Origin of the sequence: Streptomyces sp. CGMCC 4.7035 (genome assembly GCF_031583065.1) — a bacterium.
Taxonomy (GTDB): Bacteria; Actinomycetota; Actinomycetes; order Streptomycetales; family Streptomycetaceae; genus Streptomyces; species Streptomyces yaanensis.
Genome location: NZ_CP134053.1, coordinates 4,970,814 through 4,984,984, shown reverse-complemented (window position 1 = coordinate 4,984,984; position 14,171 = coordinate 4,970,814). Strand labels below are relative to the sequence as shown.

Sequence of the window (14,171 nt, the reverse complement as noted above, 5' to 3'; positions counted from 1 at the left end):
GTCCAGCACCCGCCCCCGAGCACCCGAACCACCCCGCCACCAGCACATATACCCAGGTAATGAGGAATCCAGCACTAGAAGCCGGCTCGGGAGCCTCGCCGAGAAGGGGCCGAGGAACCGAAGACCCGGACGAGGGACAGCTCGCCGGGTCCTTCCTGCTGGACCAGACGCCGCCGCGGTGCCGCAGGCCGTGCTGTTCGGGCCGCACATCTCGGAGGATTCCCCGGCGGCCCCTTCGCCGCCAAGACGGCCTGAACAGATCGTGATCATCCAGACCGCGATCGCCAAGCAGCAGTGCCGACGCTGGAGGAGTTCACGCCCACGATGCCCCATGTCGACTCTCGCGTATCCCCTCTGGCCGTCAGCCGGACAGGCAAACACCGCGCTCCGGCGGGTTACTTCTGGGTGACATCGGTGCAGTAGACGTCCTTGTCCGGCAGGTGGCCGGTGGTCAGCAGGCCGACGGTGGCCTTGTCGGCGCAGGCGGAGCCTTCGTTGTAGACGTAGTGCCCGCCGTTGTCGACGCCGACGAAGGCGGAGCCGTCACCGAGGGCCTTGTGCAGTCCGACGCCGCTTTCCCACGTGGTGGCGTTGTCCCGGCGGTTCTGGAGGATCAGGGTGTTGCGCGGGCCGCCGGGCACCACCTTGACCGTCGCCTCAGCCGGCTTGTCCCAGTAGGCGCATGCCCAGATGTTGGCGGGCATGCCCGCGGTGAGCGGCCACTTCTCGCGGTCGGCGGCGGTGCGGGCGGCGTAGCCGTCGACGTCGTGCGGCCATTCGGCGTCGCCGCAGGTGAGAGCCATGAACATGGTGGCCTGGTTGTCCGCGGGGATGCCCGGGGACGTCGGTGTGTCGGCGAACACCTCCTTGAGAACCGCGGCGTCGGCGGCCGTGGTGCTGCCGTGGGTCAGGTCGTCGGCGGCTTTCCAGAAGTTGGTGAGCACGGGAAGGGTGTTGTTGTGCAGGAGCAGGGCGTAGGTCATGTTCCGCAGCAGCGCTCCGTCCAGCGACGCCGATGCGCCGGGAATCGCTGCGGGCGTGCGGTCGAGCCGGTCGGCGAGGGTGAGGTAGGTGTGGGTCACCTGCGCGACGTTCGTACCCAGCTTGAGGGTGCTGTCCTTGGCCGCGGCGACGCGGGCGGCGTCGGGGAACCGGTCGGCCATGCCCTTGCCCCAGGTGTCCGCGACTTGGTTGGCCCAGACCTTGGTGGGGTCGACGTTGCCTTCCAGGATCATGCGGTCGGTGTGGTTCTGGAAGAGGGAGCGGTAGACGGCGCCGAGGTAGGTGCCGTAGGACTGGCCCCAGTAGGAGATCTTCTGCTCACCGAGTGCCTGGCGGATGCGGTCCATGTCGCGGGCGGTGTTGGCGGTGTTGTAGTACCGCAGGTTCTTGCCGACGGTGTCGGCGCACTGTTTGGCGTCGGCTTTGGCGAGGGCCAGGTTCTTGGTGATCGAGCCGTCCGCGGCGGGATAGGGGAAGAGCCCGGTCACGGTGGGGTCCTTGAGACCGCAGCTCTGCGGGGTGCTGTGTTCGACGCCGCGCGGGTCGAAGCCGATCAGGTCGTAGCGCTCCAGCACGGACTTCGGCAGCGTGGGCGCCATGGTTTCGGGCGTGTCGAGACCGCCCAGGGCCGGCCCACCGGGATTCAGCAGCAGGACGCCACGTCGTTTCCCGGGTTTGGCGGTGGACAGCCGGGAGACCGCCACGTCGATCTTCGTGCCGCCCGGGTTCTGGTAGTCCAAGGGCACCTCCAACGTCCCGCAGGCCAGGTGGGGGTCACGGGTTTGTCCCTCGGCCAGTGCCGGGCACTTGCCCCAGGTGATCTCGGCGGCGCCCGCAGTCTGGCCGGCGCTCTTGCCGGAGACATTGGCCGGTTGCGCGCCCTTGGCGTCGGCACCACACGCGGCCAGTGCGGTTCCTGCCAGCGTGGAAACCAACACAGTTGCGGCGATTCGGCGGCCTCTGGGGAAACCGTGCTTCGCGGAACTGCGTGTCGTCGTCATGGCGTTGTCCTTAGCTGCTCGCTGGTCGGCCGGCCTGGTGCGGCCGTTGTGTTGACGATTCGAGTCAACAAGAGACCACCGGTGGCGCGCGTCACCGCAGAGAGGACACATCAGGTAGCTCGCTCGGGGGATCCTGGGCGACCCTGAGAACGGAGCGGCCGCCGTGGGGCGTATCGGATGAGCTGTCGGCGCGGATCGAGCCGTGCTGCCGGCTTGCCGCGCCGCACGGATCACCCGAGGTGCAAGCGTCCGAACAACCGGACAGTGCTGTCGGGCATCCTGCTTCGTGCCGACATTCCGCGGGTGGCCGGAACGACGCGGGTGGTCCGGTCCTGGTGGACCAGAGAGCCACGTAGGGTGGGGAGCATGCCGATCGGGCGAGCCGGTCCATGGTCCGGATACCGCCTCGGCGGGGTGGTCGGTCGGGGAGGGGACGCGGCCGTGGCCGCGTTTTCCGGCCCCGGCCGGGGGCACAGGGCCGTCAGGCTCGGTCGCCGTCCCCCGCCAACCCCGCCCGGTACGCCAGGACCACCGCCTGGACGCGGTCGCGGAGGTCCAGTTTGGTGAGGATGCGGGAGACGTAGGTCTTCACGGTCTCGTGGCTGATGACCAGCTCGGTGGCGATCTCGGCGTTCGACAGGCCCTCGCTGATGAGGAGCAGGACCTCGTGCTCGCGGGGGGTGAGGACCTTCAGGCGCTCGCGCTCGGGGGACGCGGGGGCGGCGGAGGGGCGTACGCGTTCGGCGAAGCGGCCGATCAGGGTGCGGGTGACGGCGGGGGCCAGGAGGGACTCGCCGCGGGCGACGACGTGTACGGCGTTGATCAGTTCGGGCGGCGGGGCGTCCTTCAGCAGGAAGCCGCTGGCGCCTGCGCGCAGGGCCTCGTACACGTACTCGTCGACGTTGAAGGTCGTCACGACGAGGATCCTGGCGGGGCTGGCGGAGTCGGGCCCCGCCAGGCGGCGGGTGGCCTCGATTCCGTCGAGCAGGGGCATACGGATGTCCATGACGACGACGTCCGGCTTCAGCTCCTGCGCGATCCGGATCGCCTCCCGGCCGTCCACGGCCTCGCCCACGACCTCCATGTCGGGCTGGGCGGAGAGGATCGTGACGAAGCCGGCACGCACGAGGGCCTGGTCTTCGCAGACCAGCACCCTGATCGCAGGGGGCGGAACACTCACGCGGCACCTCCCGCGGGAATGCGTGCGTGCACGCGGAACCCGCCTTCCGGGCTGGGCCCAGCCGCGAACTCGCCCCCAGCATTTCCACCCGTTCCCGCAGCCCGGTCAGGCCCCGGCCGCCCGAGACGTGCGGGCCGCCGCCCAGCGGGGCGGTGGACGCGGGAGCGCCGTCGGCCGTCCCGGCGGTAGTGACCTCGATGTCCGTCCAGTCGGGGGTGTGCGCGAGCCGCACCAGCGTCCGCCGGCCCGCGGCGTACTTCACGGCGTTCGTCAGGGATTCCTGCACGACGCGATACGCCGTGAGCTGGGCACCTGTGGCCATGGCCGGCTGCTCTCCGTCCTCGACCAACTCGATCGGCTGGCCGCTCGCTCGTGTCTGCTCCACCAGATCAGGCACCCGGCCCGGCACCGGCGTCCGCTCCCGGGGCGCCGCATCACCGGTCGCCTCCAGCACCCCGAGCAGGAACCGCAGCTCGGCCAGCGCGCGGCGGCCGGTGCCGCTGATGGCTTCGAGGGCCTCGTGGAGGCGGTCCGGCGACTCGGTCAGGTACTGCGCAGCACCTGCCTGCACCACCATCGCGGTCACATGGTGGGTCACCACGTCGTGCAACTCCCCAGCCAGACGGCTGCGTTCCGCCGCGATGGCCATCTGCGCGGACAGGCGCCGTCGCTCGGCCTCCTGCGCCCGCCGCCCACGTACCTGGACACCCAGGCCCCACACCACCGCCAGGACCATGTAATAGAGCACGTAGTCGGTCAGGCCCTCGGGCGAGCCCAGCACGTGCAGGACGACGCCGAAGACCACGTACCCGCCCGTCGCCGCCAGCGGTACGACCCGCCGAAGGCGGTCCTGGTGGACACCCGCGGAGTACAGCGCGACGTACAGCCCCAGACTGCCGAAGCTCGGCGGGTAGCCCAGGCACTCGTACACCGCGAACGAAGCCCCCACCACCGCGAGGCAGGCAGCCGGCCACCGGGTGCGCACCGCGAGCGGCAGGGTCTGCCCCAGGGACAGCAGCACACTCGCGACCGAGACGCCATGGGTGGGAAGGTCGCCGAACTGCACCCCGAACCGCGACAGCGGCGCCGCGAACGACAGCACCGTGAAGACAAGCGCGACCCCACAGTCCCTGGTGGCAGCAGAGCGCGATCCCCACCACCGCGACAGCACGCGGAGCCGGGCGGCCGCGGCGGCCACCGGGTTCACGCGTGCGGATAGGCCCCTGTCCTGCCCACGCGCCGTTGACGCAGGGGATGCCGAACCCGATGGTTCACGCGCTGCTGGGTCTTCCGTCATCATCATCCGCGATCCTGTAGGTCCCGCCCTGAGCGGCACCAGGACCGGGCCGTGGTCCGCGGCCCGCCTGCTCTTTCGGTACGACCCGTTCGGTATCCGCACCACACGGCACCGCGGGCCGGACGGTCTTGCACGGTGAGCCTAGCGTCCTGTGGCGGGGGCCGCGTCCCCCGGGAGAGGACAGCCGGGTAGCTCGCTCGGGGGATCCGCGGAGACGGCGAGTGCCCACCCGTCGGTGACGACGCTTGCAGACGCAATGCCCGCCGTCGTCGACGCCGCGGCCTGACCAGGCGCGCAACCAGCTACACCCACTGCCCGGGAACAGGCCACTGCCTTCAAATGCCGACGCCCACAAGCTGCTGCACACTCGGATCCTCGGCGGCCTCATCAACGGAGTACAGATACGCCGCGTGACATGCAGCGAGGACTTTTCGAGTGGCACAGGGTCAGGATGTGCTGCCGTGGATGGCCCGGTGCTGGCTGGGTGTCGTGCCGTACCGGTCCAGGAACGCCTGCCGCAGGGTCTCGGTGGAGCGGAAGCCGCACCGCCGGGCAATGGCGGAGAGCGGCAGCTCCGTGCTGACCAGGAGTTGGGATGCCGCCTCGGTGCGCGCGGTACGGACGAAGCGAGCGGGCGTTTGCCCGAGGTGGTCGAGGAAGAGCCTTGTCAGGTGGCGCTCGCTCACTCCGGCTCGCTCGGCGAGCGCGGGTACGCCCAGGTCATGGTCCAGCGCGGCGGTGATGTGCTCGACGACCTGCTGGACGGTGCGGTGCCCGGGCGCGGGTGCCGCGACGAACATGCTGATCTGTGCCTGGTTTCCGGGACGCTGGAGGTAGGCCACCATCATGCGGGCGACCGAGCGGGCCAGCGCCGGCCCGTGGTCCTCCTCGACGAACGCGAGGGTGAGGTCGAGTGCGCTCGTGACGCCGGCGGCCGTGCTGATCCGGCCGTCGCGGATTTACAGCGGGGCGGGATCCACCTCGATCTCCGGGTGACGGGCGGCCAGTTCGCCGGCGATGGACCAGTGGGTGGTCGCCCGCCGCCCGTCCAGCAGCCCCGCCTCCGCCAGCACACTTGCCCCCGTGCAAACCGACGCCACCCGTCGGCTGACCTTCGCCAGGCGCCGCACGTGTTCGACGAGCCGGGCGTTGCCAGCGGCGGCCCGGTGACCGCGCCCGCCTACGATGATCAGGCTGTCCGCCGGCCCTCGGATCTTCTCCAGGGCCGCCTGACTCGCCAGCACCAGCCCGGAAGCGCAGTGCACCGGACGGCCCTCGGGCGTGGCCAGACGGGCCTCGTAGGGCGGGCTCGCGCCCTGCCGGTTCGCCGTGTCGAGGACGCTGGTCACGCAGCTGATCTCGAGGAGCTCGGCGTCGTCGTACGCCGCGATGACCATGCGGCGGCCTGTTGTCCTCATGCCTTCCGACTGTACCCGGCTGGTCTGAAAGACAGATATCGCAGGAATTCGGACGCCGCGGTCCCGTTGCTCTCGTCCTCGTCCGCAACACCACACACAGTGGTAGTGCAGTTCTACCGCCCCATTAGGTCGGCCCAGCTACCAGGAGCATCCCCCATGACCGGATCCTCAGCCCCCCAGCACGAAACCCCTGTGAAGACCATCGCCTTCGTCCAGTACCCGGGCCTCACCCCGCTCGACATCGTCGGCCCGCTGCAGGTCTTCAGCGTGCTTTCCCGGCACGCCCCCGGTTACGACACGGTCGTGGTCGGCGAGCAGATCGAACCGATGGCCACCGACACCCCGCTGTCCCTGGTCCCCAGCCACACCTTCGAGACCATGCCCGACCCGTACGCGCTCATCGTGCCCGGCGGCACGAACCCCACCGTCGCCGCGATGGCCGACGAGAAGCTGCTGGAGAAGCTGCGCACCACGGCCGCACGGTCGAAGATCGTCGGCTCCGTATGCACCGGCTCCCTGCTACTCGCCGCCGCCGGTCTCTTGGAAGGACGCCGGGCCAACACGCACTGGATGTACCGCAGCCTGCTCGCCAAGTTCGGGGCGATCCCCGTGAACGAGCGCTGGGTCAAGGACGGGAACGTCGTCACCGCCGCCGGAGTGTCGGCAGGCATCGACATGGCACTCCACCTGGTCGGCGAACTCGCCGGCCCGGACACCGCACGCAAGGTCCAGCTGTTCATCGAGTACGACCCCGAGCCCCCCTTCGGCCCGATCGACTGGGAGGCCGCCGACCCCGGCCAGTACACCCCCCGCCTCCAGAAGAGTCTTCACCAGGCCCTCGCCGACCATCCCGCACTCCTCAAGCGCCTGACCTCCTAACCTCCCTCTTTCGCTTCGCTCGGCTGAGCTGGTCGGATCGCGGTGAAGCGGTGGCTCGGGCTGTCGGCGGCTGGTCGGGCATGGCTGGGGCCCGACGCGCGGGTCGGGTTCTCCAGGGTTCCTCGGGTCGTGGGTGGGCAGGGGCGGTGCCGTGGTTCAGGTGGCCGGCCGTGGCAGGGTCGTGAGGCGGGTGAATGCGCTGGTCAGCTCGTTTCGCCAGGGCCAGGTTGCGGAGATCCGCGGGTGCAGGCGGCGGCCGCCGCGGGTGATGCGGGCGGCTGCGTGCAGCAGTCGGTAGCGGAGCTTCTTCGGCTCGGGTGGCCGGTTCGCCTTCCAGTAGCAGAGTGCGCATCCAGGCGAGCAGGTCGAGGGCGGTCAGGGACAACTCCAGCCAGGCGGTGTTGATGGCGAAGTGGCGGGAGGGGACGCGGCCGAAGCCGGTGGTCTTGCCGCAGCGGATGCGGTCCTCGACGCGGGCATGGGCGCGGTGGCGTACTTCCAGGTGTCGCAGTGAGCCTTCGCCGTACGGGGTGTCGGTGAGGATGACCTGGTGGCGCATGCCCTCGTCGAGGTCGAACAGGGACAGTTGGGCGCCGGGATGCGGGCGCTCACGCCGCACGAGGATCCGTGTGCCGTCGGGGTAGCCGTCCAGTCCACAAGGCCGGACAGCTCGGCGACCTCCGCGCCGGTGCACAGTGAGCCGTCCTGTTCCAGCGCGGGATGCCAGACGTGTTCGGGCAGGGCGCGGATGGCGCGGCGGACCGGATCGGTGACGGGGTGACCGACCGAGAAGAACGTGTGGATGCCGCGCGAGCGCAAGTGGCGCAGGTGGGTCAGGAATGCCTTGGCGCCTCCGGCGCTGTCGGCGCGGATGAGGATGGGAGTGCCGTGGCGGTGGGCGTCGGGGATCTGGGGCAGGGCCTGCTCGAGGACGGCGATGTGGTCGGCGGCGGTGTTGGCTCCGGCGCTGCCCGGCCGCAGAACCCCGGCCAGGGCTTCTCCAGTGTTGTCCAGGAAGCACAGCAGCGGGTGGTAGCCGAAGCCGCGTTTTTAGGTGGCCGCCGCCTGCTCCTTTTCGGAGTGGCAGGTGACGAGTGTGGCGTCGATGTCCAGGACCAGGCTCGCAAGGTCGCGTCCGCCCGCGTGGGCCGCGGGTATCCCAGGGCCGGTGTCGGTGGCCTGCATCCAGGCGACTTCGCGGGCAGCGGCGCGGGCCGCCCGCAGTGCCGCGAGGGCGGCAGGATCGATGCCGGCCAGCAGCCGCCAGGCGGTCGCAGTGGAGGCCACCGGACCGAACACCTCGGGCTGATCGCGTAGTAGAGCCAGGTCCGTGATGGCCTTGTCGTCGTCGGCGAGCATCACCACCAGATCCACCACGATCCTGCCCGGGGCGTGCCCGGTGCCGCGTGGCCGCAGCCGACGCAGCGCGTCGGACGCGGTCAGGCCGGTGGCATCGGCGAGATCGGCCAGCAGACGAGACCCGGCGTGGTTGACCACCCAGCGCCCGTCGGACGAGACGACGAGCTTGGCGCGCGAGGCAGTAGTGTGCACACAGAAAGTGCCTTCCTGCTGGAACGACGGAGACCTTAGACAAGCCTCATCGTCCCAGCTCAGAAGGCACTTTCGCGTTCCCGCTCAAGATCCGGACACGGCCGCAAGTGAAACGCGCAGGCTAGTAGAACGCCGTGCAACCGGTCCACAGGTGCCGCCACTCGGCCTCGTCGTCTCTTACGGCATCCCGAAGGACTGTTGCACCGTTCAACCAAGGGCTCCTTCGGTATGAGTGGCCGCTGATTCTCGGCCGAACCTCGCGTGTGCCCGTCGTCGGTCGGCGGTGGAGCGCGAGGTGCCCGGCCCGAAGGCTGCGAAAACGGCTCCCAGAGCCGTGATCGTGGCCATGAGAAGAAAAAGCCTGCGGTAGAGACTGTCGATCGGCAGGCCGGCCTGGGTGGCGCTGCCGGCGATCACTCCGAAGGCGGCGTTGGTCAGCGCGATTCCCAGCATGACCGCGGTGTTGAGTACACCAAGCCAGAGTCCCAGGCGGTGAGGGGCCACCACAGCGCGTGCCTGCGACATGACCAACGGGTGGATGGAGCCGACGCAGAACAGGGCGCAGATGGAGCCGGCGCTGAGGACGGCGTCACGCGCGGGCCAGAGCGCCATCAGCAGCGCCGGCAGTACGCCCGTCGAAAGGACCGCGACCACGAGTGTTTTGATCCGGGTGACGCGCAGGGCGGCAGCCAGCAGCAGGGAGGTGACGAGGGCGCCGAGACTCGCCGCCGTCATCGCGTACCCGCGGGCCGCAGCGCCGAGGTGGAAGACGTCGGACAGATACGGCCCGCCCCAGGAGGTACGGAACGTGCCTCCCGCCGCGAGGGCGAAGCACACGGGCAGGAGAACTAGGACGGCCCGACGTGACGACGGTGGCCGGCTGCTGCCCGTGGATGCCGTCGGGACGACGGCCCCCGGCGCGGAGCGGGTGTCACGGCCCAGTGACCGTGCGATACCCGCGGTGGCCACGGCCATGGCAGCGGCTGCTGCGCCCATGGCCGCGCGCCAGCCGATCCACGTCACGGCCCACGCCAGTGGCGAGCCGGCGATCACGGCGCCGAGGAAGCCGAGCGTGCCGGCGACGGTGACCGCTTTCACTTCACGCATGCTCTGGCCCGCTGCCATGACCCAGGCAAGCAGGCCCATGTACGCCGGCGCACAGCCGAGCCCGAGCGCCGCTTGGGCCGACAGCGCAAAGAGGGGCCGGTCGCTGAGCGGGAGCAGGACTGCGCCCATCGTGCCGAGCGTCATGCACACGAGCATGGGACGGCGGATGCCGAATCGGTCAAACGCTATTCCAAGAGGCAGTTGTGCCACGGCGAAGGCCAGGAAGAAGGTACCGGAGAAGAGGCCGAACGTCCGGGGTGAGAAGCCGAAGGCGTCGATGAGCTGCGGGGGATATCACCGATACGTAGCTACGGAAGAATTGGCTGAGGCCGTAGGCGAACGTGAGGACTACCATTGCGGGGATTCGCTCCGGCCGCTTTGCGGACGTCGGCACCCCATGTCCGGCTGACGCCTCGGTCACATCGACGGCCGTCACCGCGTACTCGGCGCTTCGGCATGCGGGCCAAACGCGCGTACGGCGGCCAGCGACCGCCTCTGGTGGCCGTCGGCTTCGAAGTTCTCCGGCGACAGCCACTCCTGAAACGACGTTTTCAATCGCGGCCACTCGGCGTCAATGACGGAATACCATGCCGTGTCGCGGTTCCTGCCCTTGTACACGACCGCTTGGCGGAAGGTCCCCTCGTACGTGAAGCCCAGTCGCTCTGCCGCCTTGCGTGAGGGCGCGTTGAGGCTGTCGCACTTCCATTCGTAACGCCGGTAGCCGAGTTGATCGAAGACGTAGGACATGAGCAGGAACTGCGCTTCGGTCGATACCGGAGTCTGCTTCAGCAGGGGTGAGAACATGACGCTTCCCACCTCGACGACACCATTGGACGGGTCCTGCCGCATCAGGGCGAGGGTGCCCACAGCAATACCGCCGAGGTCGATGACGGCATAATGCAGTGGATCTTCTGCCTGTGCCACCGTCGCGACGTAGTGGTGGTAGTCGCCGGGACTGCCGAAGGGGCCGACCGTCATATACGTCCAGTCCCTGTCGTCCGGCGCGAGATGATAGGCGGAATAGAGATCGCCTGCGTGGCGATCGGCGTCCAGCGGTTCCAGCCGGCAGAAGGAGCCGTCGATGGTGACGCGGGCGGGCGCCGGGCGGGCGCTCCACTCGGCCAGCGGGCGGCCAACGGCCTGGGCGTATTCGTTGAGCTGCGAGGACATCCTGCTTCCCCTTCTCCCGGTGTGTGGGTGCCTGCAACGTTAGGCATCACGTGGCCCCTTGGTTAGGTCCACAATCAAGGCAGTCCATGGGTCCACGGATGGCCTGTGCGAGGGGAGAGGGTCATGTCAGCGACCAGCGAGGCCCTGGGGCCGCAGCTCGACTTCCTTCTTCAGACTCCGCTGACCCGGGAGCGCGGCGGTGAGTCCCTGCATAGGCAGCTCCTGCACCGCATCCGCACCGCCATCCTCAACGGCCGGCTGCCGACCGGCAGCCGCCTGCCGGGCTCCCACACCCTGGCCAGGGAGCTCGGGCTGACCCGCAACATCGTGACGCTCGTGGTACGACGTTGGCACAGCGCAGCAACCGTATCCACAAGCCCGTCCTCGCAACCGCCGGTCCCCTCGTCTTCGCCCCAGGAGTCCCCGCTCTCGCGCAGTTTCCCCGCGCGGCCTGGAAACGGTGCCTCGACCAGGCCCTGCAGCAGACCGGCGCCGACATCCTTGACTACGGCCCGCCTCAGGCCCGCTCCGTAAGCAAGAACTTGATCGCCGAAACCAGCGTGGCCGACTGGGACTTCCTGGAGCTGCTCCTCGTCAAGACCGTGCAGCAGTTGATCGACGAGCTGGTGGGCAGGGCTCTGGCCGAGGGACTGCACCGCACAGCGAGAAGGGGCGTCCGAGGTGAGGACCCCGGGCGCCCCTGATGCCGTGTCCCCTACTCCGCGGCCGCGTCCGCCGCCTGTGCCCTCAGTGCGCGCTCGACGCCCGAGCGGGACTCCGAGACGAGGCGGGCCAGGGCCGCGTTCGGCTGGGCCGAGGCCAGCCAGGTGTCCGTCTTGGTCAGCGTCTCCGGGGAGACCTGGAGGGACGGGTAGAGGCCGATCGCGATCTGCTGGGCGATCTTGTGGGAGCGGGAGTCCCAGACCGACTTCAGGACCTCGAAGTACCTGTCCGCGTACGGCGCGAGAAGCTCACGCTGATCGGTCTGGACGAAGCCGTTGATCACGGCCTCCTGCACGGCGTTCGGCAGCTTGTCGGAGTCGATGACCGACGCCCAGGCCTCCGCCTTCGCAGCCTCGGTCGGGCGGGCGGCGCGGGCGGTGGCCGCGTGGCGCTCGCCGGCCGCGGTCTTGTCCCGCTCGTACTCGCCCGCGATCTCCGCCTCGTCGAAGCGGCCGACCGCCGCCAGGCGCTCCACGAACGCCCAGCGCAGTTCGGTGTCGACGGCCAGGCCCTCGATGCTGTGGGTGCCGTCCAGCAGGCTTTCCAGGAGGTCCAGCTGTTCCGGGGTGCGGGCGGTGGCCGCGAAGGCGTGGGCCCAGGCCAGCTGGTGGTCGCTCGCCGGTGCGGCGGAGCGCAGGTGGGCCAGCGTGGCGTCGGTCCAGCGGGTGAGCAGGGCCTCGCGGGCGGTCGGGGCGGCGTACAGCTCGGTGGCGAGCTTCACATGGCGGTGCAGGGACTGGACGACACCGATGTCCGACTCCTTGCCGATGCCGGACAGCACGAGGGACAGGTACTCGCGGGTGGGCAGTTCCGCGTCGCGGGTCATGTCCCAGGCCGAGGCCCAGCACAGGGCGCGGGGGAGGGAGGACTCGAAGTCGCCGAGGTGATCGGTGACGAAGCGCAGGGACTCCTCGTCGAGGCGGACCTTGGCGTACGACAGGTCGTCGTCGTTGAGCAGGAACACCGCCGGGCGGCGGCGGCCGGTCAGCTGCGGTACGGCCGTCAGCTCGCCGTCCACGTCAAGCTCGATCCGGTCCTCGCGGACCAGCTTCTCGCTCTCGTCGTCGAGCTCGTACAGGCCGATCGCGATCCGGTGCGGGCGCAGGACGGGCTCGCCCTTGGCGCCGGCGGGCAGCGCCGGGGCCTCCTGGCGGATGGCGAAGGAGGTGACGACACCGGCGGCGTCCGTCTCCACCTCCGGGCGCAGGATGTTGATCCCGGCCGTCTGCAGCCACTTCTTCGACCAGGTGCTCAGGTCACGCCCGGAGGTCTCCTCCAGGGCGCCCAGCAGGTCGGACAGGCGCGTGTTGCCGTACGCGTGCCGCTTGAAGTACGCCTGCAAGCCCTTGAAGAACTCGTCCATGCCGACATACGCGACCAGCTGCTTCAGGACGCTCGCACCCTTGGCGTACGTGATGCCGTCGAAGTTGACGAGCACGTCGTCCAGGTCGCGGATCTCGGCCATGATCGGGTGCGTGGAGGGCAGCTGGTCCTGCCGGTACGCCCACGTCTTCATGGAGTTCGCGAAGGTGGTCCAGGAGTGCGGCCACCGGGACTCGGGGTGGTACGCCTGGCAGGCGAAGGAGGTGTAGGTGGCGAACGACTCGTTCAGCCATAGGTCGTTCCACCACTCCATGGTGACCAGGTCGCCGAACCACATGTGGGCCAGCTCGTGCAGGAGGGTCTCCGCCCGCAGCTCGTACGTCGAGTCGGTCACCTTGGACCGGAAGACGTACTGGTCGCGGATGGTGACCGCGCCCGCGTTCTCCATCGCGCCCGCGTTGAACTCCGGTACGAACAGCTGGTCGTACTTCTTGAAGGGGTAGTTGTAGTCGAACTTCTCCTGGAACCAGTCGAAGCCCTGCCGGGTCACCTCGAAGATCGCGTCCGAGTCGAGGAACTCGGCCAGGGAAGGACGGCAGTAGATGCCCAGCGGCACGCTCTGCCCGTTCTTCTCGTACACGCTGTGCACGGAGTGGTACGGGCCGACGATCAGGGCGGTGATGTACGACGAGATGCGCGGCGTCGGCTGAAAGACCCAGGTGTCGTCCTTGGGCTCGGGCGTCGGCGAGTTCGAGACGACAGTCCAGCCGCTCGGCGCCTTCACGGTGAACTGGAAGGTCGCCTTCAGGTCCGGCTGCTCGAAGGAGGCGAAGACCCGGCGGGCGTCCGGCACCTGGAACTGGGTGTAGAGGTAGGCCTGCTTGTCGACCTGGTCGACGAACCGGTGCAGCCCCTCACCCGTGGTGGTGTACGCGCAGTCCGCGACCACCCGCAGGACGTTCTGGCCCTCCAGCAGGCCCGGCAGCGCGATCCGGGAGTCCGCGAAGACGTCGGAGGGGTCCAGCGGATCACCGTTCAGGGTGACCTCGTGGACCGCCGGGGCCACCAGGTCGATGAAGGATTCGGCGCCGGTTTCGGCGACGTCGAAGCGCACGGTGGTCACGGACCGGTAGGTGCCGCCCTCCTGCGCGCCGGAGAGGTCGAGATCGATCTCGTACGAGTCAACGGTGAGCAGCTTCGCCCGCTGCTGTGCCTCTTCGCGAGTCAGGTCTGTGCCAGGCACGCGGTCATCTCCTCGTTGTGTGTGGGTTGCGGCGGCAACCATCGACGGCCCGGCGACTGTCAGGTCGGCGGACCCTGGTAATCGGTGAGGGTCACCTGGAGTCGAACGCGTATATAGGTGCGAAGGACCGGGCTGATTCCGGGGACCAGGTAGCTGACGGTAATGTTGTCGATCCAGCGGTGCGGGATCTGGGCGTCGCGGCAGATCGCTGTCCGGCGCGGACGTGGCGGCGGCGTTCGTGATCTCTCGGCGACCTTCGGAGGCCGGCCGGTTCAGG

At 69.3% G+C, this 14,171-nt stretch carries 7 protein-coding genes and 3 pseudogenes; 2 read left to right on the top strand and 8 right to left on the bottom strand.

The annotated features are described in order from the left end of the window. Positions 1–395 precede the first annotated feature (395 nt). The 4 genes and pseudogenes from Q2K21_RS21605 to Q2K21_RS36035 all read right to left on the bottom strand — a co-directional run bounded on the left by Q2K21_RS21605 (position 396) and on the right by Q2K21_RS36035 (position 5,877). Entirely contained in the window at positions 396–1,940 is a 1,545-nt protein-coding gene (locus Q2K21_RS21605) for an alpha/beta fold hydrolase (protein WP_310773493.1), read from the bottom strand. Positions 1,941–2,484: 544 nt separating this feature from the next. After that, complete coding sequence (locus Q2K21_RS21600) at positions 2,485–3,183, bottom strand: response regulator transcription factor (protein WP_310773490.1); 699 nt, start codon at positions 3,181–3,183, stop codon at positions 2,485–2,487. A gap of 502 nt (positions 3,184–3,685) precedes the next feature. Further along, a pseudogene (locus Q2K21_RS36040) lies at positions 3,686–4,480 on the bottom strand (histidine kinase dimerization/phosphoacceptor domain-containing protein); the annotation flags it as partial. Positions 4,481–4,926: 446 nt separating this feature from the next. Continuing rightward, positions 4,927–5,877, bottom strand: a pseudogene (locus tag Q2K21_RS36035) (GlxA family transcriptional regulator). A 177-nt stretch (positions 5,878–6,054) separates the two neighbouring features. Here Q2K21_RS36035 and Q2K21_RS21585 point away from each other — a divergent pair. Next, the gene (locus Q2K21_RS21585) at positions 6,055–6,777 is read left to right on the top strand and encodes a DJ-1/PfpI family protein (RefSeq protein ID WP_310773483.1); all 723 of its coding nucleotides are present in this window, start codon (positions 6,055–6,057) and stop codon (positions 6,775–6,777) included. 156 nt (positions 6,778–6,933) lie between these two features. On the opposite strand, the pseudogene Q2K21_RS21580 reads toward Q2K21_RS21585, so the two are convergent. The 3 genes and pseudogenes from Q2K21_RS21580 to Q2K21_RS21570 all read right to left on the bottom strand — a co-directional run bounded on the left by Q2K21_RS21580 (position 6,934) and on the right by Q2K21_RS21570 (position 10,605). Then, a pseudogene (locus Q2K21_RS21580) lies at positions 6,934–8,328 on the bottom strand (IS1380 family transposase). Between the two features lie 207 nt (positions 8,329–8,535). Continuing rightward, positions 8,536–9,714 (bottom strand): MFS transporter, encoded by a 1,179-nt coding sequence (locus Q2K21_RS21575; protein WP_310781152.1) that lies wholly within the window; start codon positions 9,712–9,714, stop codon positions 8,536–8,538. A 153-nt stretch (positions 9,715–9,867) separates the two neighbouring features. Beyond that, the gene (locus Q2K21_RS21570) at positions 9,868–10,605 is read right to left on the bottom strand and encodes a GNAT family N-acetyltransferase (RefSeq protein WP_310773481.1); all 738 of its coding nucleotides are present in this window, start codon (positions 10,603–10,605) and stop codon (positions 9,868–9,870) included. Between the two features lie 347 nt (positions 10,606–10,952). Between Q2K21_RS21570 and Q2K21_RS21565 the strand changes: the two genes are divergently transcribed. Further along, positions 10,953–11,309 (top strand): hypothetical protein, encoded by a 357-nt coding sequence (locus Q2K21_RS21565; RefSeq protein WP_310773479.1) that lies wholly within the window; start codon positions 10,953–10,955, stop codon positions 11,307–11,309. Positions 11,310–11,320: 11 nt separating this feature from the next. On the opposite strand, the gene pepN is transcribed toward Q2K21_RS21565, so the two are convergent. Continuing rightward, positions 11,321–13,894 carry an aminopeptidase N gene (gene pepN / locus Q2K21_RS21560; protein ID WP_310773477.1) on the bottom strand — a complete coding sequence of 858 codons (2,574 nt, stop codon included), beginning with the start codon at positions 13,892–13,894 and terminating at the stop codon, positions 11,321–11,323. Positions 13,895–14,171 lie beyond the last annotated feature (277 nt).

Bases quoted from the DNA above. Each gene is read 5' to 3' on its own strand.
- Q2K21_RS21585 (WP_310773483.1), top strand. From the start codon at position 6,055: ATGACCGGATCCTCAGCCCCCCAGCACGAAACCCCTGTGAAGACCATC.
- Q2K21_RS21570 (WP_310773481.1), bottom strand. From the start codon at position 10,605: ATGTCCTCGCAGCTCAACGAATACGCCCAGGCCGTTGGCCGCCCGCTG.